Below are 24663 nucleotides of genomic sequence, written 5' to 3' on the forward strand. Positions count from 1 at the left end.
AAAGAAGACATAACCTTAGATGGGATTTATGTCAGACTTAATACTTAAGGTCCAGTGTATGTATCACCGCTAAATTGCCAAGTGTATTTAGCATCAAACAATAAATCCTCAGTGATTTGCCATTTTAAGCCGCTGCTAATCGCATTTTGGTAGTAATCAGCTAATAACTCATCTGACTCTGACCAGACGCTGGCTGCATTGGCTGTGATGTACCATTCTTTTTGACCTTGGGGCAACGAAAAGCCAGAACGTAAAAGTGGGCTAAGATTAATAGATTGCATCGGTGATTGCGCATATACCTGTAACGGTCCGTAATCATTAAAACTGACTACTTGCGCTTTTGCAGGCAAGATCGTAAAAATACTCACAATGGATATCAGTTTAAGGTTGGTTTTCATCGCTATTCCCTGCGTTAACTTTCCAGTTAAATATTCAGTATCAGTTATTTATAAATATGAAACACATTACTCGTGTTGGTCATTGTTTAAGGCTAACTGCTGAGATTGCGCACATTAAAGTGCTAGATATAAATTGAATATCCTAAAGGAAGACAGGATAAAATTCAGTTATATCGCCACTCTTATGCTTACAACTGTATTCATTGTTTAAGATAATATCAACTAATGTTACTGATTATTTGAGTGGTTATTTTCAGTAAAGCATTGATTATTATATAATAAGTTACCAATGAGCTGATAAGGCTTATTCTGTTTCTCCTAAATCAACATTCCATGGCAGCAAATCAGACATATCATCTCATGGTGCTCGCTTGGGTAATTCCGTAAATAGATGACGGAAATAGTAGTAGGGATTCAAATCATTGGCACGGCAGGTCATCACCAGGCTGTATAAGTTCGCACTGGCTTTAGCGCCACCCACCGACGTCGAGAACATCCAGTTTTTTAGTCCTGTGGTAAACGGCCTGATATGTTACTCATAGTAATTTAGGAGTTCTATAAATTTAAAGCTGTTAAGTGATACTTGTGCTGAGTCAGTCTGAGTGATGACTTCGCTGATATGGCGAGTAGCGCTATAGAACCTGCAATTAACCCCCACAATACTTAACTAATGTCCCATAGTGTCAAGTTTGAAGCTGTTACGAGAAAAGTAATGATTGCAGCTTCAGACATTTTATCTTCGGATAGTGCTTGTTTAATACTACTATTAATAGCAGTAAGTAAAGCTATACCAGCTTGTATAGTGTGAGCCCAGGTCACTGTGAAATATCATATTACTAGGCTTCCCTATAAGCTCAAATACCATCGATAGTGCTCTAGCCGTTAACTCAGTTTTTCAATTATGAAGCCGAATATAGGAACGTAAACCGATCACTGCCAAAACGCTATTTTTTATATTGTAATATTGGATGAGAGCATATATTGGCCCTAGGTTGCTGGAGGTAATTAATCCAGTTTTTTAATTTAGCTTTATAAGTAATTGCTACGTTTATATCCCTTCTTCTAACCTAGTCTATGAGTGTCGCTGTTATTATCTGAATTCGGGCTTAACCAATGTTTTAAAGTGATTCTAATTTCGTGAAGTCTCACGTTAGAATTGTAAACTAGTTGCGTGACACAATTTCATAACTTAGTAACATATGCTCATCAAAGTAAATATGCCGGACTAAGTTATGACAATACTTTTTAGATTTATAATGATTTTTACCCTTTTCGTAATTCCAATTGCGCATGCTTCACCATGGAATGATTTGAGTGCTGAGCAGTTAGAATCACAATTAAAAACCAAGTTTGTTGAAGGAAAGTATTCATCAAAGGGGGCTGATTCATGCTTAATGTGTCATAAAAAAGATACAAAAGTGATGGCAATCTTTAGTTCTACGCATGGATTATTGGATAGCAGTAAATCTCCTATGGCGGGGTTGCAATGCGAGTCGTGTCACGGCCCTCTTGGCAAGCATAATCGGGGGGGGAAAGAGCCTATGATTAGTTTCGGGTCCGAGAGTAAACTTTCTTCTGATAGCCAAAATAGTATTTGTCTAGGTTGTCATGAGAGTGATAAGGGGAATGGCTGGCATAGCAGTATGCATAATTTGGAACAAGTCACCTGTGTTTCTTGCCATGAAATCCACACATCTAGCGATCCAGCTTTAAGCCTCGAAGGTACTAATGATTTATGTAGTAGCTGTCATCTGCAGGAAAAAGCGGATATGAATATGCGTTCTTCTCATCCATTAAAGTGGGGAGATATGAGTTGCATTGATTGTCATGATCCTCACGGTTCTAATAACGAAAAATCTTTAAACACAACAAGTATAAACACTACATGTTATAGCTGCCATGCGGATAAGCGAGGCCCATTACTGTGGGAACATGCTCCTGTGACTGAAGATTGTACTAGTTGCCATAACCCACATGGCAGCGTTAATGATAACCTTTTAAAACAAAGAGCTCCGCTATTATGTCAACAGTGCCACATGGATGATGGGCATGCGAGTCGAATCACTAATAAACCTGGTATAGATGCATTTGGCAGTGGCAGAAGTTGTCTCAATTGTCATAGCCAGATTCATGGTTCTAATCATCCTGCAGGTAGCAATTTTAGTCATTGATAGTAGAGGTAAGTCATATGTATTTTAAATTAAATATTATTACTACGATGCTAATAGTAATTTCTGATCCACTACTAGCTGCTGACTTTGGTATTGGCAATGCTAATACTACTCAAGTCGATACTAATAAATACCAATGTAATCGTTGTATTGAGCATCCTTCTTTGAATGGGCAAGTTTCAATAGGTTTGGGTTTAATTAACAGTGATGATGCATACAGCGGTAATGAGTTTGGGAAAGATCGTAATGGCTTAGTAGGCGCAGTGAGTGGTGATATGAGGCTACGAAGTAGTGATGGGCTAGATACTAAAGTCAATGCCCATAATTTAGGTTTAGATAGCAGTCGTTTTCATCTTCAGGTAAACAAAACTGACGAGTTTAAAACTAATATCGATTACCGTTTGCAGACTACTTACGGTAGAAAAGTTCAAAGTCCATTTTTTATTAGAAATAATGTTATAGATAAAGCGGCTAATAGCATTTTTAACACTTCGATTATAAAAGAAAGAGAAAAAGTCGGTGCTGGTTTTGAGTATTTATATCAGGACTATAAAGCTTTCTTAGATTACAGCTACGAAAAACAATCTGGTAATAAAGAAGCTAGTTTCGTCGATGCTATTGGTGTTGTAAATTTTGTTGAACCTATCAGTTCCAGTACCGAAGAGGTCCACGCAGGTATTACTTATAATGGCAATACCTGGTCAAGTACTCTGCAATATAATGGTAGTTTTTATCGGGACGATATAGATAATCTTTCACTAATCTACAATGAGGATATTTATGCGGCAACTCCTGATAATAGTGCGCATATCATATCTCTCAGTGGGCAGTCCGTATTTTTGAATACAGCTCTAAATGGCACGATCAGTGCTGGGCGTATGATCCAAGATTCAAGACTGATCCCTATGGCTGGAAATCCTCTAGTCAATTGGGATGGGCAAGTCGATACCCGTGATGTTCGTATAGGGTTTAGTAGTCTTCTTAATGCTCGATGGCGAGTGAATGGTAAATTCAGTTTTAGTGACCGTGATAATCAGAGTTCCGTAGATAATTTCGCTCAGTTAGAGTGGGACAGTATTAGTGGTGCTTTTAAGATGAATGTACCACTTGATATTTCTCGGACGGGTGGTTCATTACAGACAAGTTACAGATTTAGTAGCCAGTATAGACTAAGTTCTGGCTATGAGTTTAAAGAAACTGAACGAAATTATTTAGAACGTGAAATAAATCGAGAAAATAAATTTTGGTCAAAAATTACTATTCATGCAATAGATAAATTGAAATTCAGTATTAAAGGGATATATGAAAATAGAGGGGGGTCTCTCTATGATTCATCTCGGATAACGGCTCCCCAAGAAAATCCTCTGTTAAGAAAGTATTATTTGGCTGATCGTGAGCGTAGTGGCGTGGAGTTAAATATTAACCATAATCCTCTTTATTGGCTGAACATTGGTATTAATGGAAGTTATTCCAGAGACAAATATCAGAATACAGATTTAGGTCTTTCTGAAGCTGAAGATTATAGATATGACATTACTCTAGGTATTAATCCAAGTAACAAGTTGCATTTATATGCTCTTGCAAGTCAGCAGTGGATTAACTCGGATATGTCAGGTTCCAGTTTTGATAATTATTCAAATTGGCTGGGACATGTTGAAGATACGTTCATTAATTTAGGTGCTGGAGTTAGCTGGATATGGTCGGATGATCTGACAGTTGGAGCTGACTATTTATTTGCAAATTCAGAGAGTAATACAGCAATTGATGATAGTGACTATGGTGACTACTACGATTATAGGCACAGCATAGAGTTATATGGCAGTTATGCATTAAATGCAGATGTAGGACTGAAGCTTAGCTATCGTTATGAGCGTTATTACGATGCAGATGATGGTCTTGTTGGCATTGATGAAATAACAAGGCTCACAACATTAGGTGAGCAGAACCATAACTACAACGCACATCTGTTAATGATGAGCATTAACTGCATGTTTTAAAGAAGGTGATTAAAATGGAAAGACGTGATTTTCTAAAAGTAAGCGCTAGCATCGCAGCTCTCAGCAGTATAACTGCTTGTAATACAACTTCAGAAGATAGTGAAGAGGTCAAAGAGTTAGCGCCTGAAGAAGTAACCACAATGTCAAGTTGTAATGTAAATTGCAAAGCAACTTGCCCACTAGTTATTACTACCGTTGATGGCATCATCACAAAAGTTACACCAGAAACAACCACTATCGACTCAGAGGACGGGTTTGTAATTCGCCAGCAACGTCCTTGCGCCCGAGGACACTCAGCAAAACAAAAAATTTATAATCCGGATAGAATTCTACATCCCCTAAAACGTATTGGTGAAAGGGGAAGTGGCCAGTTTGAACAGATTAGTTGGGACCAGGCATTTTCAGAAATTGGAGTTAAGCTAAAAAATATATACGACACTTACGGTTCAAGATCTGTCTTTAATCTTGCAGGATCATCAATGGGTGCTATCCATTCTCCTACACCTATTAATAATTTATTGAATGTAATGGGAGGATATACAGGCATATTCAGCTCGATGAGTTTCAGCCAAGTTGAAAAAATAATGCCGTATATGTATGGGACAAGACCATATTCTTCTATTGCGGAGTCAAAATTTAGTGATTTATATTTATTTTTTGGCTTTAATCCCTTAGAGACTGGAGCTAGTGGTGCTGGTTACGGTTTTGAATGGCAGCACGTGAAAGGTGACACTCCAGTAATCTGCTTTGACCCTAGGTATACTGACTCCATGCTAGGGAGAGAAGAGAGTCATTATTTTGTCAGACCAGGAACGGATGCAGCTCTTTGTGAGGCTATGGCTCATCATTTAATAAGCACTGATCAGGTTGATACTTCTTTTTTAAAAGAGAAGTGCTACGGTTTTTGGGCTGAACCAGAAATGCCAGATCCTCATAATCCATCGTTAACGCTTCCAGCGGTACCTTACGAAGAGTGCTATGAGGCACATATTCTTGGTATTAAAGATGGCATTGCTAAGACACCTGAATGGGGCTCTAAAATTACAGGTGTTCCAGCCGAAACTATTCGTGAAGTAGCTAATCGATTAGCCCAAGCAAAAGCCCCTTTTGTGATAGCAGGTTGGAGTATCCAGAGACAGCTTAATGGTGAGGATAATATCCGAGCAATTAGTACACTTTCGCTAATGGTAGGTGCTGTAGGTAAGCGTGGTACAACTAATGGTGATATGGCGTTTTCTGAGATTGCAACGACTAATGCATTTTTCGTTTTGCCATCAGTGCCAGCTAATGAAAAAAATGCAAAAGTAAGAATGGCAGCATGGCCTCGTGCAATTCTTGATGGCGAGAATATGACTGTGATTAAGGATGATATTATCCTACCACCGGATGAGATCGATAGCCGTGGAGATGGGAAACTTGGTGCTAATATTAAATGTGCTTGGGTGCGAGGGGGTAATCATCTAGGTCAACAAGGAGACACATTTAAGATAGCAAAAGAATTAAAAGATCAGACGAATGTAGAACTGATTATAAATATTGAAAACCACATGTCTTCAACCGCTATGTACAGTGATTATGTCTTGCCAGAAATGACATGGTATGAGCAGACTGATTTACCTTGGTCAAATCTACAGTCAGGTTCGATGCCTTTTGTTATAGCAACAACTGGAATTCCAAGAATTGGTGATACTAAGTCAACATGGGAAATATGTGAGGGAATCGCAAAAGTTTTAGGCATTGAATCAGAGTTCAGTATGGGAATGACTCCGACCCAAGTGCTCGAACATGGGTATCAAGTATTAAGAATGTTTCACCCTGAATTACCTTCGACATTATCAGAAATGCAGGAAAAGCAAATTTTTAAATTTGCTAATCCATGTGATGATTCTGAGTCCTCTGCAATAAGGCATTGTGCAATGTATGAGTACGTCACTAATGGCGGATTGCTTAATACCGCATCTGGAAAAATTGATATATATTCGCACAAACTTAGAGAACTAGCTGAAAAGAATCAAATACCAGATTATTGGCGGAGTAATGATTACGTTAACCCAATCGCAAAGTATATGGTTGTCCCTGGCGGATATGAAGATTCTGATTTAGTTACCGATTATCCTCTCCAGTTAGTAAATTTCCATGCAAAATCAAATGTACACTCTGGATATACTAATTCTCAGTGGCTTAAAGATGCTATGCGGAGAGCTGCATGGGTAAACCCATCTGATGCTGCAGGATTTAAAGATGGCGATCAGATTGTCATTGAATCACCTTTTGGCAAAATACAAGTTGAAGCAAGAGTTACTCAGCGAGTAATGCCTGGTGTTATCTCATATGGCCAGGGTTTTAAATTCACTCCGGTTGGTGACTTAGATATTGGTGGAAACTTCAATAGCCTAACTTCACACACAATGACTAGTACTGTTGCAAAAGGGACCGGTGTTAATTCAAATCGCGTCCGAATTTATAAGGCATGAGGAGGATATTACAATGGCTGATAGTTTTCAATTAGGTTTCCATTTCGATAGTAGCAAATGTAGTGGATGTAAAGCCTGCGATATTATTTGTAAATCAAAGTTTGATGCAAAACCAACCCAGAATACAAGGAGAGTTTATGAGTATGTTGGCGGCTCTGTAACCGAAAATAGCGACAGCACAGTATCTAGCAGTGTTTTTGCCTATTATGTATCAATAGGGTGTAATCATTGCTCTGAGCCTGTTTGTGTAAAAGCATGCCCAACAGGTGCTTGCCATAAGCAAAGTAGTAACGGCTTAGTAAAAATTGAGGCTAGCCTGTGTATTGGATGTGGTAGCTGTTCAAGAGCTTGTCCTTATGACGCTCCCCAAATGGATCCTGTACGGAAAGTCATGACAAAATGTGATGGTTGTGAGGATGAAGTTAGTCGAGGAGAGAAACCTCGATGCGTAGCTGGTTGCCCTCAGCGTGCTCTTGATTTTGGAGTAATGGATGAGTTGAAGGCCAAATATCCAAATGCTACTAGAGGAGATATTGCACCTCTACCAGATCCATCAATTACTACTCCTAGTTTACTTATTACTAGAAGTCGAGTTGGGCGTGGAACTGGTAGTACTGATGGTAATATAGTCAATATTACTGAAGTATAAAAATAGATAATCCGCCGAAGTGTTGGCGGATTTTCCCGAGGTTAAAAAATGCAACCAGAACAAGATTATATGATGTCTGCAGCATGCTGCAAATTATTTTCTACATTGTTTTATAAAAGACCATCTCAAGATATTATAGATATACTTAAAGAAAATAAATTTGAAGTAATGTGGCCTGAATATTCGAATAAGCAAAAAAAAGTATTAAAAAAACTTAGAGATAGTGTCGAAAATGAAGGTTTTGATTCTGTTAAATCAGACTTTTTTAGATTATTTATAGGAAGCGAAAAAAAATTAGCATATCCATGGGGTTCTGTATATACAGACAAAGATAATCTTATGTTTGGAGAGTCCTCTATGAAATTCAAAGAGTTTTGCAGAAAAAATAATGTATCAGTGGATCTGGAAGTTAATGAACCACTAGACCACATAGGAGTTATATTTAGTGTTTTATCTGTTTTATTTGAGAAAGCTTGTACTGACTATAACCTTGATAACGTAGTTGAGTTAATGAGGGAACATTTATTACCATGGTTCTATCGTTTTATCTATCTGATGAAGACTAGTGCGATTACGGAATTCTATCAATCAATTGCCGCTTTAGCTGAGCAGTATGTAAATTATTGGGAGGAGGAGCTTGAGATCGATGTTGAACAGGTGCACTTGTATAAGTAGATTGGCGCACTATAGGTCAAGGTGGGATAATACTTTGTTAACGGTGAGGGGCAACAAAGCATGAACTGATCAAACAAGTTATTCTTTTGGCTTGTTTCTACGTCTATGTTTGAACACTTTATCATCACCAAATATCCCTGTTCCGCCATTACGACATTATGTCTACTATAGCATCTAGATGGGAAGGCTGGTTTGGTATCGAAGAGTTTGCCTATGAACACGTGGATTAGCTAAGTGAGCATAATCTATTCAGAGCTTAAATCCCGGGAAGATATTCAATTAACCGGATTATTAAAACTGTTAATTTTGACGTTTTAGTCTTGGTGATGCACCGCTTCTCTCTTGTTGTTTACAGGAGAGAAGCGACAAGCAACTCATTGCTATTGATGGAAGACATTATTAGTGGTTAACCGCTAAGGGAGGCGTACTTCATCTGGTCTTAGTATTTAACACTGAGCAAGGACTAGTCTTACTTTTATAAGGTATTTAGATGGTTAGCTACAGTTTTATATTTGCTTAATATGCTTGATGTCCGTGACATTATACTGACGTTCGACGCATTACACTATAATAACACAACACTCTAAAATAGCGGAAAGGGGTGGTTACATTGTCCAAGTTAAAGCACTTCAGCCTAAACTAAACAAGTAATCGCAGGAGCTTTTAGCTTTTATTGTGACAACGGTACTGGGCTTATTGCTTAATATGAAGAAAAATCGGGGGGGGGGTGGGCATAACTAATGTCTAGCACTTTCCTGGTACCAGTAACATTACTTATAGGGCAGGCTTTGAAAACGCGTTCACCCAAATAAATCATTGCAGTCGAACGCGAGCGAAGATCCGGAATTAATACGAGCACCGATAACCAGCATTTTCTGAGTTCTTTAGGTATCGATCCTGAATTGGCGTTATGGGGTATCCGACAGTACAGGCATATAGAAAACCAATAGTACTAGTGTCTGACGTTACTTTTAAAGGAGATAGTGGTCGGATTGGAGATAGATAAAATGCTGAACGAATGGCGTTAACGCGTCGATTTTTTAGCCTAATTAACAACGCTCTTTAGTAGTTAACATGCTCAGAGAGATGACGAAAGCGAAGTATAATGGAAAGTTCAAGTCTGAATTGTTCTTTGGTTCATGGATTTAACAAACCTTAATTCTGACCTGTAATGACAATGGACATAGAGCATTTTATAATTTTTTGTACATATATTGTTAGCTGGTCGTTCAAAGAATTTAATTAATATTACGGCTTTCACTCTAGGATTAAGGTTGTCAAACAATGAAAATACATGAGGATTTAGTGAGTAGTATCCGAGTTTTATCACAAATATTCTATTCACCTCCGAGTAAATTATTTCTTGAGGAATTAGCTGATGGGTTACTTGATGAGTGGCCTGATTATGTTGATCCTTGCAATATTCTCGGTCAAGCAATGAAAGAGAGCATTAAGACTGAGGTTGGACTTAATGTGCTTCTTGATTTTAAAAACCTATTTATTGGCATTGATCATATTGGCTCATGGGGTTGTGCATTCATAGATAAAAACAACGTTCTTTTGAAACTTCGTGAGCGGCAACTGAAGGCTTATTGTGTTGAAAATAATATAGATGTTGAATTTATAATTAATGAACCCAACGAGTACATAGGAGTACTTCTACTTATATTGTCAGAAAGACTTAATAAAGTGAGTCAAAATACAGTATCAAATCGAATTGGGATCTTGATTGAGGAGTTTATGAGACCCTGGATTAAATTATTTATTGTCCAGATAGAAGAAAACGCTAATACTGAATATTACTTAGGAGCGGCAGCTTTACTCGATAGCCTTATTGTTTACCTTAAAAAGAACATTTTCAACACCCAGCAATTTACATCTTCCTCAAGCTAAACCAGACAAACTGATTACAGTAGAAGATCCCTGCCGCTAGAAGGCAATGCCGACGTCAAGAATGTTCTTGGTTGCGGGGATATTTCCTGAATATTAGCAAATACTACAAGTGATAATGCTCACATTATATATCATCAAGATGTTCAAGTGCTTATTTAACAAACACATCGACTTGTAATTGATAATCGTTATTGTTAGCATTCGTGTGTGGTGGTTGCTTATACAACACACCAAATTAATTCTAGCCTGCGTTTTACAGTTGATACGGAATATCGGGATTCGCTTACGAAAAGGCTGTCATCGCAAAGAGCTATAAAAGGTTGATCATATGAGCACCAACATAAAACTAATTAGTGCACTCATCGCAGGCATTCTGCACTCAGGCTCAGCAGTCGCAACTACCGTTAATGATGCTAATATCGAAGTCATCACCATTAATGGTCACCAGCAACATTATAAAACGGATCAAGCGCACGGAGCCATGCGCTCAGATGTTTCATTACTGGACACTCCCCAATCTGTAGTCGTCATACCTAAAGAAGTTATGGATGATCAGCTAGTGCGCACGTTAGGTGATACACTCAAGAATGATGCCAGTATTTCTATTGGTCGTGTCACTACCGATAGAGAGCGTTTTAGCTTACGTGGCTTTAGCTTAGATGAAAGTACCAACCTGCTCAAAGATGGGCATCAGCACTTTTCTAAGTACAGAATACCAATGGCATTGGTTGAAAATGTTGAAGTGCTAAAGGGGCCATCAAGCTTGCTCTACGGTCAATCAACGCCTGGTGGTCTAGTCAATTTGGTAACAAAGAAACCAACTTATGATTCGTTTCTTACCTTAGGCGTAAAAGGTGATGAAAATGGCTCGATTAGGGGGGTGCTCGATGCGGGGGGTAGCTTAAATGAAGCTCAAACAATTCGTTATCGAGCCGTTCTTGAGAAAGAACAAAATGAAAACTGGCGCGAATACCAAGATGGCATCGCACAAGATAGTGATTTCCTTGTTGGCAGCCTAATGACTGATTTTGATCTCGGCAACGACCTCCGACTCTCCTTGCACTTCGATAAATCTGATGACATAGCAGGCCAAGATAGCGGTGCTTTAATTGACGATAACGGCGATGTTGTTGGTGGCGATGAGACTATTTGGGATATGCCTTGGACTACGATTGATGCAAAAAGTGAAAACTATGGTGCCGACCTTCGTTATCAATTTTCGGATAATTGGGAGTTTGCAGCAGGTTATAACAAACAACACAATGAGCGCGAGCGTTGGGAAAGCAAGCCACAGACTAGTAGCTATGAGCCTGATACTGGCCGCTATAAAAACAAGCCCTACAACAAGCTTGAAGACTGGGTTCAACAAGCGTTTTACTTCGATTTTGTAGGTTCTATTGAGTTAGCTGGAATGCAGCACGAACTGCTTATAGGCGGAAACTACGTTGATCACCAGTACAGCTCGCTAAAAGTGAAAGGTAAAATGGGTAGTGGTAACATCAGCTCTGGTTTTATAGCGTCTCAACCTGATTTTGATTATGCAGATGCCAAGGCCTCTAGTGATGAGTACCAGTACTATGGTGTGTTTGCTCAAGATCTAATTTCACTTAATGATGAATGGCAAGTGCTGTTGGGCACGCGCTACGATCAACAAGACAAAACAGATGCCGACAGCTATTCAGTATTACCGAAGTTCGGTGTCGTTTATCACCCTGTAGAAAATGCATCTCTTTATGCAAATTACAGCGTGAGTTTCGAGCCACAAGGCAGCATACTTGACAGTGAAGATGGCAGTTATGGCTTAGAGCTAGATCCTATTAAAGGGAAAATGGTAGAGCTAGGGACTAAATGGGCGTTTCTGTCAGGACGAATTCGTTTAAATGCCGCCGTGTTTGATATTGAACGAAAGAATATTTTAACTAATGAGGGCACCGCTGACAATCCAATTACGACTCAAGGTGGTGTTCAACGTCATAGAGGCTTTGAGTTTGGCGGAGTGGGGCAAATAAACGACGATCTTTCGTTGATCACCTCTTTAATGTATCTAGATGCGGAATACAGCTCACACGATGAGTTCAAGGGTAACCGCCCTGAAGATGTACCTGAGTGGACAGCGTCAATTTGGGCTAAATATTCACTAACTGACAGAATGGCAGTTAACTTAGGCGCATTTTATGAAGGCGAACGTTTTGGCGATGCTGCAAATACATTCGAGAAAGATGCTTATACTCGCATTGATACGGGTATAAGCTACGCTATTCCAGTGGCAGGGCAAGATCTGCAACTCAGAGTGAATATAGAAAACCTATTTGATACAGATTACTTAGGTGGCGGTGAAAACGGCGAAGTGAATGTAGGTAAACCAAAAACAGTCAAATTTGGTGTAAGTTACACTTTCTAAAGTTCACTTTATTTAGACATTAAAAACCCAGAATAATCTATAAACGCCGTTTACTTAAGGTTAGCGGCATTTTCTTTTTGCCACTGGATACTATTTTTATTGTCTCTCAAGTAATACCATTTACATTAATTAATTGGTCAGTTTTGTCCACCGTCTAGAACATAGTTGAATCACCCTTTCCGGCTCTGCAATAAATCGGTTCCATGCAATGGAACACTGCTCAACAATATCGTCATATCCACTAAAGCAACGATTGGCGAGTTCATTCTGACGAAGCCATTGCCACACTTGTTCTATAGGGTTGAGTTCTGGCGAATAGGGCGGAAGCTTAAGGATACTAAGGTTATCAAAGTCCTCAGTCAGATCTTGTTGATGCCAACCTGCGTCATCCATGATGACCAAAGCATGGCGACCCGATTCGGTAGCCTCTGAAATTAATGTTAAATGCTCCCACATATATTCACTGTTGGCATGAGGGGCAATAATAGCCTCTGTCGCGCCTGTTGCCGGACACACCGCGCCATATAAATACGCTGATTCGAACTGTTGTTGCCTTACCGCTCGTGGTCGGGTTCCTTTCGTCGCCCAAATGCGGGTCGTGGTATTTTGCTGACCAAATCTGGCTTCATCTTGAAACCAAACATCAATGCGATCTAACGTAACCGTCTAGCGAACCACACCTATTGTTTAACATTCCAGGGTAACAAGCTATCGATATTGGGTTCTGGTTTACACAGTTCATCAAGGCAAACCATGATGTAATCAAATGGGATTAGACCATTTATCTTTGCTGTTTCGACAATGCTGTAAAGCGTTGCACTGGCATGTGCACCGTTAGTCGTTTGGCTAAATAACCAATTCTTTCGGCCTATTACAAACGGTTTTACCGCGCGTTCAGCTCTATTGTTATCGATGCTGAGTCTGCCATCATCGACATAACGAATGAGTTTGTGCCATTGATTAGCCAGGTAATTAGCCGCCTCAATCAGTTTGCTGTTCCCCACTAAATTTGGCTGGTTTTGCTCAAGCCATGTTTTTAGCTTGCCCTGTATAGGCACACTGGCTTGTTGTCTGGCAATGTACTTTTCATCCACACTTTTATTTTTAATGCGTGACTCAACAGCGTACAATTTTTGGATAAGGCTCAATACCACATCTGCTTTGCCGGTTTTATTTTTCCCTTGTAGCTTTTTGGCGTCGATAAATTTACGACGAGCATGAGCCCAGCAGCCGATTAAGGTTGCCTCTGTTTTGGCATAGGCCTGATAACCATCCACGTGCAAGTACCCTTGATATCCATCAAGATAATTGATCACGCACGCGGCCGCGCGACTATTGTGGAAGTCGTAAAGCACGATATTAGGGATAGGATTATTCGGGTCTGGTGAATCTCGGCCTGAGCAATACACCCACATGTAGCTGTTCACTTTATCGGATTTCACCACCTTTAATGGCGTTTCATCGGCAAACAACGTGGGCTGCTTTAACAGCTCGGCTTTAAGTCGCGCAACTAGTGGCGCGAAGAGTGCGGCGGATTTGTCTATCCAGCTGCTCATGGTCTGGCGACTGAGCTCAATACCGTATTGCTTAAACATCGCTTCCTGGCGATAAAGCGGTAACCCATATTGGTATTTACTGGTGATAAGCTGACTGAGCAAACTGCTTGTTGCAATGCCTTTGTTGATGGGCATGGCAGGCATTGAGGCTTGCTTTATCGGTGTGTGAGTCGAGGATTTATCACAGTGACGGCAAGCGTACTTAGGTCGAATGTGCTCAATCACTTTGATTTGAGCGGGGATAAACTCAAGTTTTTCTGACTTATCTTCACCCATTTTATGTAGTTCACCGCCACAACAATCACAGGTTTTATCGGTGATGTCGTGAATAACCTGCTCACGAGGTAAGTCTTTTGGCAGTGGCTTACGCACCGGCTTTTTACGGGTATAGCTAATGGATTGCTGCTCAGCCTCAGCGGCTTCAACAATTTCTTCCACTTCATTGAATAACTCGCCTTGCCCCACAAAGCCTTCAGCACTTTTGCCGAATTGTTTTTGTTGGGCCAGACGCCAGCGTTCTTCTAACGCAGCGATTTGCGCATCTTTTTGTAAAGATAATTGCCGCTCATTTTCGAGCAGTTTTTCAAGTTCAGCAATACGCTGTTTAAGGGCGAGTTCATTTTTCATGACGCCTATTTTAAGGCATAACAAAAGGCTTTCCAGTGCTAACTGAACGTCTTTTGATGATCATCAATCGATCGCCATATCTTTTGAGTAATTAAAGCACTTGCTTGCCTGCGACATCAATTTTGCTGTGGCCAATCACATCATAACCCGCTAATTATGCTTATCTAAACGCTTATACCACAGGGCAAACCCGGTGTTATCCCAGTACAGCAGTTTGAGTTTGTCGCGCCCTTTATTACAAAACACAAATAGCGCACCACTGAGCACCGGTAGTTCAAGCTCTGCTTCCACCAACGCCGCCAATCCATTAATCGATTTACGAAAATCGACCACATCGGCACATAAATAAACGGTGGGCACATCAACAAACATCTTCATGCCGTTAGCCCTTTAATAATGGCAACGATATCGTTCGTTGCTAAATTGGCTGGAAACATTAACTGGCCTGTGCGGATATCAAACTGCACCACATTTTGATGAGTTTGCGCGCAGACTTCAGTGGTGGTTTGTTTTAACTGAATAAAACGTGATGGTGTGGGGTTCGTTGTTTGCACTGGCAAGGTTGAATTAGGCTGATACTCAGCCTGTAAAGCGCGCTGTTTATAGTAAGTGGTGATAGAGACATTATGGTATTGGCAAAATTCGATATTAGTGCCACTAAACGAGCCGCGTTGTTGAAGTAGCATCTGCCACTGAGTAGTTGTTCTGTATGTTTCCATCACCTGCTCCGAAGTTATCATTGAGCAGGTATTTTCAGATAATCAGATTAACGATGCTAGTTGTACTTCGCTAGACGCATACAAAAAAATATCTAACTGCTTAAATAATATAGACCCCATTTATCCAGATTGTTTTTTACTTTGTTATGATATCAAATTTTATTATTTTTTATCAATAACTTATCTTTATAAGTTTGTTTTTTGTGCTAATATTGATTTTAAAGTGATCGGGATGATGCGATGTATGTTGAAAAGGAATTTGACGATGTTGAGTAAAAATTTTGGTTGTGCTGTTCATGAGGGGCCAACACAAATGGACTTATACGATGGATGCAACAGTGAACAGAATTCAATAGATGAATACAAGCCAGGTGTCACAATACAATCGTGTTCATCGCAAGGGAAAATGTGGCGCATTAAAAGTAGAACCACTGGTCGTGTATGTCATCTTTTTGGATGAATTAACATAAAAAAAATCGAACGCACCAGATGAAATGTGTTGTGGAAGAATTTTTCTTGAAACATTTAGCTAAATTTAAGCTAACAGGCACTATTTAAAATGGGCAAATGTCAGATCAAGCCTGCGTGAGTACAGGAAAACAAGTTAGAGATTTACTTGCCCGAGACTAATGTTATCAACAAACCTTACAAATAATATATACGATATAAGCTGTTTTTTCAAAAAATGAGCCAATAGCTCGCTTAATCGGAGTAATAAGGTAAGTTATTTAAGCATCAACTAATGAATAAGGTAATTCGATAATTGATAGCTGTGAACTTTCGTCTTCAGCAACACGCAGCAGGGCAGTATTTTCTGTATCATTAGGCAGAACGGCTGTTAGAAGTACTTTATTTCTATATTGGACACACTCAATTATGTTACCTCCTCGACGGAAACCATCTTCGAGTGCAATTTCTAGCTTAGTATCAGTGTTGATAGTTTTGCAGGTAGTACCAGTCAAAATATACAATGCACGCTTATTGCCGCCGCGATATTTCATCCGGGCAATAGTTTCTTGACCCATGTAACAGCCTTTGGTAAAACTAATGCCATTAATAGCTTGCAGATTACACATTTGTGCTACGTACTCACCAGAATGAGTGGCATCGATGTTTGGGTAGCCAGCTTTAATTTCTAATGCTTGCCATGCACTGGCATCGAACAATGTTTGTTCTGATTGGTTGATAAAAGCTTCCGCATCAGCGGGATAAATAATGACGATAAAACGGTCGCAATCACGAATAATCACACCTCGGTCGACAATATTTAGTTCTTGCGATACATCTCCAAAATGTTCGGTGACAAAGGCTTGGGCTTCTGTCCCTGCGATACCGATTATTTGATAGTCATTACTGATATCCGTTAGCTCAACTTTATTAAATACCGCATATTTTTGCAGTTGAGGTAAATCTAAGCTCAAGGTGCTTTTCGGCAGCAACATAAACGGGCTACCGTCCCTCATAAACATACGGAAACTTGCAAGCATTTTACCTTTAGGATCACAATGTGCTCCCCATTTCCATTGGTCTGCAGTCAATGACATCATATCGGTGGTGACTTGGCCGTTAATAAAACTTCGGCATTGCTCGCCAGTGATTTCAATTAATCCCATATGAGTCAAGCTAGACAACATTAATGAAGGCGACGTGGCAATGAAATCCCAATCTGGTTGGTTTACTGAAATGTTCATAACTGTCTCTAACGTGATGATAAGATGATATAGATGAGAGTTTAGCGGATTAGTGGAAAGCTCAATAGAGGGATAAAGGTTTAAAATCCAAGAAAAAACCAACCTTGTGAACTAGATCATAGACTCTCTGTGGTCAAGTAAAACTGTACACAAACAGGGGGCGTTTTTATGCTGCCATTTCGGCAGCGGACGTAAAAAGATAGAGAAGGTTCTAGGGATGCTCCTATTTAGACTCCAGATCCAAATGCCATAGCTATTATCGACTCATGCCAACTGCTGTGACAGCTGTTTGATCAAAATGAGTCGAGTAAGACCATTTACATTAATTAATTGGTCAGTTTTGTCCACTGTCTAGAACATAGCTGAATCACCCTTTTCGGCTCTGCAATAAATCGATTCCATGCAATGGAACACTGCTCAACAATATCGTCATATCCACTAAAGCAACGATTGGCGAGTTCATTCTGACGAAGCCATTGCCACACTTGTTCTATAGGGTGAGAGGGCGGAAGCTTAAGGATACTAAGGTTATCAAAGTCCTCAGTCAGATCTTGTTGATGCCAACCTGATTCGGTAGCCTCTGAAATTAATGTTAAATACTCCCACATATATTCACTGTTGGCATGCGGGGTAATAATAGCCTCTGTCGCGCCCGTTGCCGGACACACCGTGCCATATAAATACGCTGATTCGAACTGTTGTTGCCTTACCGCTCGTTGTCGGGTTCCTTTCGTCGCCCAAATGCGGGTCGTGGTATTTTGCTGACCAAATCTGGCTTCATCTTGAAACCAAACATCAATGCGATCTAACGCCACTTGACCAGGGGTGTTAAGGATCGTTGACAGCAGGAAGTTTTTTAAAAGCGCCCTGAATATCTTGAGATTGTTTTGGGTGACGAGAACGGGTCGTTATCCATGACAATCCTAATTGATGCAGTAATCTGTAGATATTTGCCTGTTTAAAGGTCACGCCAAATTCAGACTGAATAAAAAGACTGACATCTCTTGCCATCAATCTTCCGCCACTCTCAGACAAGCTTTGACGTTGTACAAATTCTTTCAGATTTACCAGTTGTTTCGCCGATAATTGAGCGGGTCTACCTGGATTATGTTTATCATCTAGGCCGCTAATGCCATGAGTTAAATAATGAGTAACCCAAGCATTTACACTGGTTCTACTGACCTTCAACATGTTGGCTATAGCAGTACGAGAATGACCTTCGGTAAAATGAAGTAAGGCGAGATAACGCATACGTTTACGTGCGCTTTTCTCAGATTTAACTAATGCTGCAAGATTGAGATTATTCATCGATACTGAAGTAAGGAAATGACGACCAATTAGATCACATATTTAGTGTAAATGGTATAAAACTGTTAAACAACAAGATTTTTGTAAGAAACTGCGTCTTATTCGCCCCTAAGTGCTTGTTTCTAGTGCGGTAGGTGATTGAAAGGTCGGCACAATCACTGATCAACATCGAAGTTTTAATGGCATCCATATGGATACAGATAAAAAATTTGCTGATAAACCATTTGGCTTTTCGGACCGAGAATGACACTTTCAATGAAGCTGAATTAATCAATATAGCAACGGTTAATTAATGCTTACCTGGTGATAATAGTTAATTTTGGCTTAAAATACCGGAAACACCATCTATTATTTCATCTGGAGATGAAAAAAAACCATTTAAGGCCAATGCTGCTAACGCTACAAGCAGTGCTCGCCAAGATGAATAAGCTTGCATGATTACTTCGCCTCGAAAGTGCCTGCAGGAACAAGATCATTAAAATAGTGAGCGAGGAAAGTCGCAAAATTATCTTGTGGTTGAGCCTCTAAACTGTGCTGCTCAAGCAAAGATTTTTTAGCCTCGTTTTCATAGCTTTGCTCGACTTCATCACTTAATGGGTAATGGCTTAAAAATTCATGATAATCATTTGCCAGTTGTTTAACCCACACGCTATGGTCGGTGCCTTTAACCACGACTTCGTTGATCACTCGCCCTGATAAGGTTTTATCTGGATCATCGATAGCTTCAGACCAAGTGCTTAAGGCTGTTTGATAAGCATGGCTATCATCACCGTCGAGTAGCTTCGCGATTGTGTTTAATTGTCCAAATAACTCGTGCATCCATTGCGTTAAGCTAATGGTCTTACCGTTACGTTGTAATTCAAGCCCAGGTTTACGGCCTTCTAATACTACGGCTTTCAAGTTAGCGGCAATCTCTGCGTCGCCGACGGCATCGGTATCTTCAGATGGCGATAATAAGCAGTACAATAAAAATAGATCAAGAAAACGCACTTGAGTTGCATCTATCCCTACTGGGCTAAATGGATTAACGTCTAAGGCACGTACTTCAATGTACTCAACGCCTGCACGTGCTAATGCTTGTGAAGGTTTCTCGCCCTTTTGGGTGACACGTTTTGCACGGATTGGTGCATAAAATTCATTTTCAATCTGCAAAATATTACTATTGAGTTGGCGGAATTCACCGTCGACATTAATACCAATCTTTTCAAACTTTTTAGATGGCATTTTAATTGCTGCGCCGACGCCTTCAAGGTAGTCAGGCAATGAGTTGTAGCTAATATTAAGCGTGTCTTGTTCTTTGTTGGTATAGCCTAAATCACTCATGCGCAATGAAGTTGCATAAGGAAGGTATAAGGTCCCTTTACCGGTTTTTTTAAATTCGAAATCGACGTCTTGATCTTTTATAAATGAACTACATAATGCCGGCGTTGACCCAAACAAATACGGTAACACCCACACTAAACGACGGTAGTTACGGATCAATCCAAAATAAGATTCTGAGATAAAGTCTTCAAAGCTAATATTTTTACTGCAATAAGCGGCACCATTGGTCATCTTGTCATCATACAAACGTTGCCATAAATCTTGCGACACCGAAAAGTTAAAATGAACCCCAGAAATGATCTGCATTAATGCACCATAACGATGGGTTAACCCTTTACGATATAGGGTTTTCATTTTACCGTTATTGGAGCTGCCATATCGTGCTACAGGGATATCACTGACTTCACCTACGTAACATGGCATGCTGACAGGCCACAATTTTTGGCCGTTAAGGTTACGCACACTGTAAGCGTGGGTTTGCGTTAACCCTTCGAGCAAATCATCAATACTATGACTCACTGGCGTAATAAATTCTAATAAGGCTTCGCTGTAATCAGTGGTAATGCGCGAATGGGTCAGAGCAGAACCGAGCGCTTCAGGGTGTCCGTCTTGTGCTAAATGGCCGTTTTCATCAATACGCAATGCTTCACGTTCAATACCACGTAACATGCCCAATAAAGCCTCACGGCCTTGAGTGTCGCTTAAGTGTTCGACTTTTTCATTGAAAGACTTCAATTTACTACTCTCTTTTATGGATTCGCATTGCGAGTAAACAGCTAGACCTGATAATAAACGAGATTATTATTTAACCTGAATCTTGCTTAAGGAAATGGAAATAAATACTTGTCCCGTGTCTTATCTTTCAAACAAGAACGATACAGGTACACAAAGAACAGACATGATTAATTAGTTTAATTGTTTTGTGATGTCGATTATATTTGCAAAGTATTTATTCCTCAGTGGCAGCAGTAATTGCTCAATGATGGTACTCAAAAACGGTAACTTGATGTTCGAATGACAACTAGCGAAATCATGAACATTGTCGTAAGTTTTCATATGTTATGTTACCGTGATTTCAAAAATTATTATCTTGACTATGTGTCGCTGTTCTACAAAAGTTAAATCTCAAACTTACTCAGTTATACGCGATCTTTAGCCGTCATGCCCCGAGTAATTGTGCCGATTTGCGCCTACTTCATCACTTAAAGGAAAGCCCACAGGCATTGAATTAATTGACTCCACTAGCATAAAAGTGTTCCATAACATCCGTATTCCAAGACGCAAAACCGTTGATGGGATATTACAACGAAGCAAAGTCTCAATGGGTTGGTTCTATAGGTTCAAGCTTCACTTCATCGTCAATCACCTCTGTGAAATTGTCGCCACCAAAGTCACAACAGACAATGTACATGATACTCAATCTTGACTAATAAGATATATAGTGAAATAGAGAGGGAGCGGATTTATTCGATAAAAGCGTAATGCTCGTCACAATTGAACGTAGAAACATGAAAGAAAAAGCCATCTTATTATGCGATAAGGCCATGCTATTACGGCGGTTTATCATTGAAAAAATAAACGACCAACTGAAGAATATTTTGTTCATCGAATATTCAAGACATAGGAGTATGAACAGTTTTATGTTGAATTTAATTAGTGGATTATTGCTTAAAAGATAGTAAGCGACACCTTAAATTAACTGATGTAGAGCGCAATGCATTAATGATTGCTCAAGCAGAGACCCTGTAACAGATTCTGTGTAACTACCTAATTTATATATAATCTGAAATTCGTTCTTCAAATTCAATAATAAAGCGATTCAGTGCCGGTTTCCAGTTTCTAATCGGCATTGTCCATTTCTTCGATGCTTGCATAATAGCCAAGTAAACAACCTTCTTCGCTGAGTCATCATTAGGAAACAGTTTACGGTTCTTGATGGCCTTTCTGATAACACTGTTCAACGATTCAATTGCGTTGGTGGTGTAGATTGCTTTTCTGATATCTTCAGGGTAGTTGAATAGTGTATTGAGGTTAGCCCAATTTCGCTGCCAAGAGGCTGAGATACTCGGATATTTGTCATCCCATTGCTCGCCAAAATGCGCTAAGTTCAGCAAGGCTTCTTCTTCCGTCACTGAGTGGTAAATCTTCTTTAAGTCAGCAGCAACGACTTTGTAATCCTTATACGGCACAAATTTCATCGAGTTTCGTACCATATGCACTATACAGAGCTGAATTTGTGTTTTCGGATATACGGTATTAATCGCATCAGGAAAGCCTTTTAAGCCATCGATGCAGGCGATAAGGATGTCATTGAGCCCTCTGTTTTGAAGTTCTGTCAGCACATTAAGCCAAAACTTGGCTCCTTCATTCTCCGCTATCCACATTCCAAGCAGCTCTTTATGACCTTCAAGGTTAACGCCAAGCGCTAAGAAAATCGCTTTGTTGATGACCTTATTGTTTTCCCTTACTTTCACCACGATACAGTCTAGAAAAACGATGGGGTAAACAGGCTCAAGTGGACGTGACTGCCACTCTATAACCTGGTCTATAACTGAGTTCGTCACTCTGGAAATGAGCGTAGGAGAGATTTCAGCACCATACATCTCATCAAAAGTATCGACAATATCCCGTGTTGTCATACCTTTGGCATACAGATGTAAAATCTTGTCATCCATTGATGTGAAGCGGCTTTGATGCTTCTTAACAATTTCAGGTTCAAAACTGCCATTACGGTCGCGAGGCGTGTCTAACTCAAAGCTACCTTCTTCCGTTTTGACTTTTTTGCTGGAGTAACCATTACGGCTATTGTTAGTGAGGGCTTTCTCATTTTTTTGATAACCTAAATGATGTTCAAGTTCAGCATTTAATGCTGCTTCAACGGTAACTTTAGTTAACATTGCCCTGAAATCATTTAGGTCTGCTTCAGACTTTATGCCTTTGGCTGCTTGTTTAGCGAAAGCTTCTAATTCTTGTTTATTCATGTTCTACCTTCCATTGCCCCTTATAGGGTACTGATTGAAAAGCAGTTACACAAAATTATTTACAGGCTCGAAAAACGCTAATATCTGAGTTCGTGTTAACATTTTTTTATTAATTAACCGATCTGGTTCATGCAACAAACCACATGAAAGAATCGTTTTGTTATGTCTAACCCTAGTGTTGTAATCTTCATTTTGGTCTTCTCCCATTTTGATTGTTGTAACCACTTCAATCATGGCACATCGATGCCGTAGTGGGAGGAGACCATCACATCAGGTTAATTAATACATAATGCAATCAAGTGATCCGTCCTCTTATTGAACCATTAATTAGCAATCAGCGTTTCCAGTAGGCTAGACACCTTAACTGTTGCATGTCTCGAATTTCGATACGTATAGTTATTTGAGTGATGCTGATCGCAGAAGTTACCCATCAGGATATACAGGAGTAATTACTATACTGTATATTAGCCATATAGGTTGCGCGCTATATAATAGTGCACAATTATATTGTTGACACTTCATGGTGGTTGTATGTGCATATATACCTTAAGAAACTTAATGGAATCATGGTCAATACCTCACTCGGTCATTGATATATTAGTGCGAAATATTTTCAAAGTAGATCTGCAGAAAGGAGATCTACTTGAATTGAAGCATGATCAAACTTATTTGGTCTCTATAGATCATGGTGTTGTTGGTGAGTTTTTTGATTTTGCTAAAGATTACGAAATTTGCGCGAGCTTATTTACTCCAGGCACCGTTATTCCATATAAAAAAATAGATAAATATTTTAAAAATGAAAATATACGATATGAAGCATTGACTGATACATCTGTATTTGTAGTACCAAGAAAAAGTAATGAGTTAGCTTCATTTTCTAGCGAAATGGATATTCTGGTAGATCAGATATATGACTTCTTCATATCCTACTCTCGTGAGCTAGCTCTACTTAGAACAGTACTAAGTGCCGAATATTATATTGAGTTTTTTATATTAATTTACTGTACATCTAACTGTAGCGTAATAGAGAAAAACTTTATTACGGTTGATTTATTGAGTAGAGTGACAGGATGTACCCGACAATATGCTAATAAGGTAGTTTACCGGTTGGAGGTTGAAGGTGTGATTATAAAAAAAGTAGGTAAAATATATATATTAAATAGAGAAATACTATTAGAACGAGTTGATAAGGATCTCTTCCATAGATATTATAAACCATGTTGTATAACCTACTAGTGCTTAAAGAGTATATTATGGAACGTTTTTTGATGAAAGAAATCTATCTGAAATCAGATTTAATTAAAGTCGCCAATGGCTTTCTCTATCAAGACGGGAAGATAAAAAGTTTTTTTAATGGAAGAATATCTATTGAAGAGCTAAATAACATAGTCGTTTCGTCATGTTTCTCAGAAATAAATTACATAGCATTTAAAGAATTAAGTAATGCATCATTAGTTGTAGAGATATATTTTATGTATATCAAGAAAATATTGAATGAGGGTAACTTAAATAATTTAAATCAGTATGAGTCTTTATCTTTGTCTATAGGTGTTGAGCTAGAAAGAACCATAGTAGGGCATATCTTGCATCCTTATCAATACTCATACTTTCCCATTATCAACGGGATATTTAATTTGTATCTTTCGCAATGTAAGCTCTCAAAGAAAAGCTCTAATAATATGTTTAAATAATTTTTATAAGTATAAGATATTTTGAATTTTAATTGACTATGACTAGCTTCATACACTGGACCTTAAGTATTAAGTCTGACATAAATCCCATCTAAGGTTATGTCTTCTT

General features: G+C 39.3%; 19 protein-coding genes and 3 pseudogenes. 10 read left to right on the plus strand and 12 right to left on the minus strand.

Annotation, left to right across the window (positions count from 1 at the left end; translation table 11 throughout):
* Positions 1 to 44: 44 nt before the first annotated feature.
* The 3 genes and pseudogenes from IEY42_RS19100 to IEY42_RS19110 form a co-directional block, all read right to left on the minus strand.
* Positions 45 to 398, minus strand: coding sequence for a DUF3187 family protein (locus IEY42_RS19100; protein ID WP_229780186.1), 354 nt, complete (start codon positions 396 to 398; stop codon positions 45 to 47).
* Positions 399 to 756: 358 nt separating this feature from the next.
* A pseudogene (locus tag IEY42_RS19105) lies at positions 757 to 927 on the minus strand (transposase domain-containing protein); the annotation flags it as partial.
* A 134-nt stretch (positions 928 to 1061) separates the two neighbouring features.
* A complete protein-coding gene (locus IEY42_RS19110) occupies positions 1062 to 1217 on the minus strand; it encodes a benzoate/H(+) symporter BenE family transporter (protein WP_188926877.1) in 156 nt (51 codons plus the stop codon).
* A 413-nt stretch (positions 1218 to 1630) separates the two neighbouring features.
* Here IEY42_RS19110 and IEY42_RS19115 point away from each other — a divergent pair, with 413 nt between their 5' ends.
* The 7 genes from IEY42_RS19115 (at position 1631) to IEY42_RS19145 (ending at position 12658) form a co-directional block, all read left to right on the plus strand.
* Complete coding sequence (locus IEY42_RS19115; protein ID WP_188926878.1) at positions 1631 to 2569, plus strand: DmsE family decaheme c-type cytochrome; 939 nt, start codon at positions 1631 to 1633, stop codon at positions 2567 to 2569.
* Positions 2570 to 2586: 17 nt separating this feature from the next.
* Entirely contained in the window at positions 2587 to 4566 is a 1980-nt protein-coding gene (locus IEY42_RS19120) for an MtrB/PioB family decaheme-associated outer membrane protein (RefSeq protein WP_188926879.1), read from the plus strand.
* 14 nt (positions 4567 to 4580) lie between these two features.
* On the plus strand, positions 4581 to 7040 hold the full coding sequence (locus tag IEY42_RS19125) for a molybdopterin-dependent oxidoreductase (protein ID WP_188926880.1): 2460 nt from the start codon (positions 4581 to 4583) through the stop codon (positions 7038 to 7040).
* Between the two features lie 13 nt (positions 7041 to 7053).
* On the plus strand, positions 7054 to 7689 hold the full coding sequence (locus tag IEY42_RS19130) for a DMSO/selenate family reductase complex B subunit (protein WP_188926881.1): 636 nt from the start codon (positions 7054 to 7056) through the stop codon (positions 7687 to 7689).
* A 48-nt stretch (positions 7690 to 7737) separates the two neighbouring features.
* Complete coding sequence (locus tag IEY42_RS19135) at positions 7738 to 8364, plus strand: TorD/DmsD family molecular chaperone (RefSeq protein WP_188926882.1); 627 nt, start codon at positions 7738 to 7740, stop codon at positions 8362 to 8364.
* Positions 8365 to 9648: 1284 nt separating this feature from the next.
* Positions 9649 to 10257 carry a TorD/DmsD family molecular chaperone gene (locus tag IEY42_RS19140; protein WP_188926883.1) on the plus strand — a complete coding sequence of 203 codons (609 nt, stop codon included), beginning with the start codon at positions 9649 to 9651 and terminating at the stop codon, positions 10255 to 10257.
* Positions 10258 to 10585: 328 nt separating this feature from the next.
* Positions 10586 to 12658, plus strand: coding sequence for a TonB-dependent siderophore receptor (locus IEY42_RS19145; RefSeq protein WP_188926884.1), 2073 nt, complete (start codon positions 10586 to 10588; stop codon positions 12656 to 12658).
* A 129-nt stretch (positions 12659 to 12787) separates the two neighbouring features.
* On the opposite strand, the pseudogene IEY42_RS19150 reads toward IEY42_RS19145, so the two are convergent.
* From IEY42_RS19150 to gshA, 8 genes and pseudogenes are all read right to left on the minus strand, one after another.
* Positions 12788 to 13321, minus strand: a pseudogene (locus tag IEY42_RS19150) (IS630 family transposase); the annotation flags it as partial.
* A gap of 17 nt (positions 13322 to 13338) precedes the next feature.
* Entirely contained in the window at positions 13339 to 14841 is a 1503-nt protein-coding gene (tnpC, locus tag IEY42_RS19155) for an IS66 family transposase (RefSeq protein WP_188926885.1), read from the minus strand.
* A 150-nt stretch (positions 14842 to 14991) separates the two neighbouring features.
* A complete protein-coding gene (tnpB, locus tag IEY42_RS19160; RefSeq protein ID WP_188926886.1) occupies positions 14992 to 15219 on the minus strand; it encodes an IS66 family insertion sequence element accessory protein TnpB in 228 nt (75 codons plus the stop codon).
* Positions 15216 to 15560, minus strand: coding sequence for an IS66 family insertion sequence element accessory protein TnpB (locus IEY42_RS19165; protein ID WP_188926887.1), 345 nt, complete (start codon positions 15558 to 15560; stop codon positions 15216 to 15218). The genes tnpB and IEY42_RS19165 overlap by 4 nt, the downstream gene beginning before the upstream one ends.
* A gap of 728 nt (positions 15561 to 16288) precedes the next feature.
* Positions 16289 to 17251, minus strand: a complete 963-nt coding sequence (gene ygfZ / locus IEY42_RS19170; protein WP_188926888.1) for a tRNA-modifying protein YgfZ — start codon at positions 17249 to 17251, stop codon at positions 16289 to 16291.
* Positions 17252 to 17577: 326 nt separating this feature from the next.
* Positions 17578 to 18559 (minus strand): IS630 family transposase gene (locus IEY42_RS19175; RefSeq protein ID WP_188926889.1). Its coding sequence is split into 2 segments (ribosomal slippage): positions 17578 to 18102 and positions 18104 to 18559, totalling 981 coding nucleotides; the frame shifts between segments, so codons are not numbered across the junction.
* Between the two features lie 313 nt (positions 18560 to 18872).
* Positions 18873 to 18995, minus strand: a complete 123-nt coding sequence (locus IEY42_RS22630; protein ID WP_268244276.1) for a hypothetical protein — start codon at positions 18993 to 18995, stop codon at positions 18873 to 18875.
* 2 nt (positions 18996 to 18997) lie between these two features.
* On the minus strand, positions 18998 to 20635 hold the full coding sequence (gene gshA / locus IEY42_RS19180; protein ID WP_268244277.1) for a glutamate--cysteine ligase: 1638 nt from the start codon (positions 20633 to 20635) through the stop codon (positions 18998 to 19000).
* Between the two features lie 162 nt (positions 20636 to 20797).
* On the opposite strand from gshA, the pseudogene IEY42_RS19185 reads away from it, so the two are divergent.
* Positions 20798 to 21631: pseudogene (locus IEY42_RS19185) on the plus strand (IS982 family transposase).
* A 23-nt stretch (positions 21632 to 21654) separates the two neighbouring features.
* On the opposite strand, the gene IEY42_RS19190 reads toward IEY42_RS19185, so the two are convergent.
* Positions 21655 to 22863: an IS256 family transposase gene (locus IEY42_RS19190; protein ID WP_188926891.1), complete on the minus strand. Its 1209-nt coding sequence runs from the start codon at positions 22861 to 22863 to the stop codon at positions 21655 to 21657.
* Between the two features lie 558 nt (positions 22864 to 23421).
* On the opposite strand from IEY42_RS19190, the gene IEY42_RS19195 reads away from it, so the two are divergent.
* Positions 23422 to 24099, plus strand: coding sequence for a cyclic nucleotide-binding domain-containing protein (locus IEY42_RS19195; RefSeq protein WP_188926892.1), 678 nt, complete (start codon positions 23422 to 23424; stop codon positions 24097 to 24099).
* Between the two features lie 17 nt (positions 24100 to 24116).
* Entirely contained in the window at positions 24117 to 24554 is a 438-nt protein-coding gene (locus IEY42_RS19200; protein ID WP_188926893.1) for a hypothetical protein, read from the plus strand.
* Positions 24555 to 24663: the final 109 nt, after the last annotated feature.

Origin of the sequence: Shewanella algicola, assembly GCF_014648035.1 — a bacterium.
Lineage (GTDB): Bacteria > Pseudomonadota > Gammaproteobacteria > Enterobacterales > Shewanellaceae > Shewanella > Shewanella algicola.

Bases quoted from the DNA above. Each gene is read 5' to 3' on its own strand.
- tnpB (WP_188926886.1), bottom strand. From the start codon at position 15,219: ATGAAGATGTTTGTTGATGTGCCCACCGTTTATTTATGTGCCGATGTG.
- IEY42_RS19190 (WP_188926891.1), bottom strand. From the start codon at position 22,863: ATGAATAAACAAGAATTAGAAGCTTTCGCTAAACAAGCAGCCAAAGGC.
- IEY42_RS19145 (WP_188926884.1), top strand. From the start codon at position 10,586: ATGAGCACCAACATAAAACTAATTAGTGCACTCATCGCAGGCATTCTG.
- IEY42_RS19195 (WP_188926892.1), top strand. From the start codon at position 23,422: ATGGAATCATGGTCAATACCTCACTCGGTCATTGATATATTAGTGCGA.
- IEY42_RS19135 (WP_188926882.1), top strand. From the start codon at position 7,738: ATGCAACCAGAACAAGATTATATGATGTCTGCAGCATGCTGCAAATTA.
- ygfZ (WP_188926888.1), bottom strand. From the start codon at position 17,251: ATGAACATTTCAGTAAACCAACCAGATTGGGATTTCATTGCCACGTCG.
- IEY42_RS19200 (WP_188926893.1), top strand. From the start codon at position 24,117: ATGGAACGTTTTTTGATGAAAGAAATCTATCTGAAATCAGATTTAATT.
- IEY42_RS22630 (WP_268244276.1), bottom strand. From the start codon at position 18,995: ATGCAAGCTTATTCATCTTGGCGAGCACTGCTTGTAGCGTTAGCAGCA.
- IEY42_RS19165 (WP_188926887.1), bottom strand. From the start codon at position 15,560: ATGGAAACATACAGAACAACTACTCAGTGGCAGATGCTACTTCAACAA.
- IEY42_RS19115 (WP_188926878.1), top strand. From the start codon at position 1,631: ATGACAATACTTTTTAGATTTATAATGATTTTTACCCTTTTCGTAATT.
- IEY42_RS19125 (WP_188926880.1), top strand. From the start codon at position 4,581: ATGGAAAGACGTGATTTTCTAAAAGTAAGCGCTAGCATCGCAGCTCTC.
- IEY42_RS19120 (WP_188926879.1), top strand. From the start codon at position 2,587: ATGTATTTTAAATTAAATATTATTACTACGATGCTAATAGTAATTTCT.
- IEY42_RS19130 (WP_188926881.1), top strand. From the start codon at position 7,054: ATGGCTGATAGTTTTCAATTAGGTTTCCATTTCGATAGTAGCAAATGT.
- IEY42_RS19100 (WP_229780186.1), bottom strand. From the start codon at position 398: ATGAAAACCAACCTTAAACTGATATCCATTGTGAGTATTTTTACGATC.
- tnpC (WP_188926885.1), bottom strand. From the start codon at position 14,841: ATGAAAAATGAACTCGCCCTTAAACAGCGTATTGCTGAACTTGAAAAA.
- IEY42_RS19140 (WP_188926883.1), top strand. From the start codon at position 9,649: ATGAAAATACATGAGGATTTAGTGAGTAGTATCCGAGTTTTATCACAA.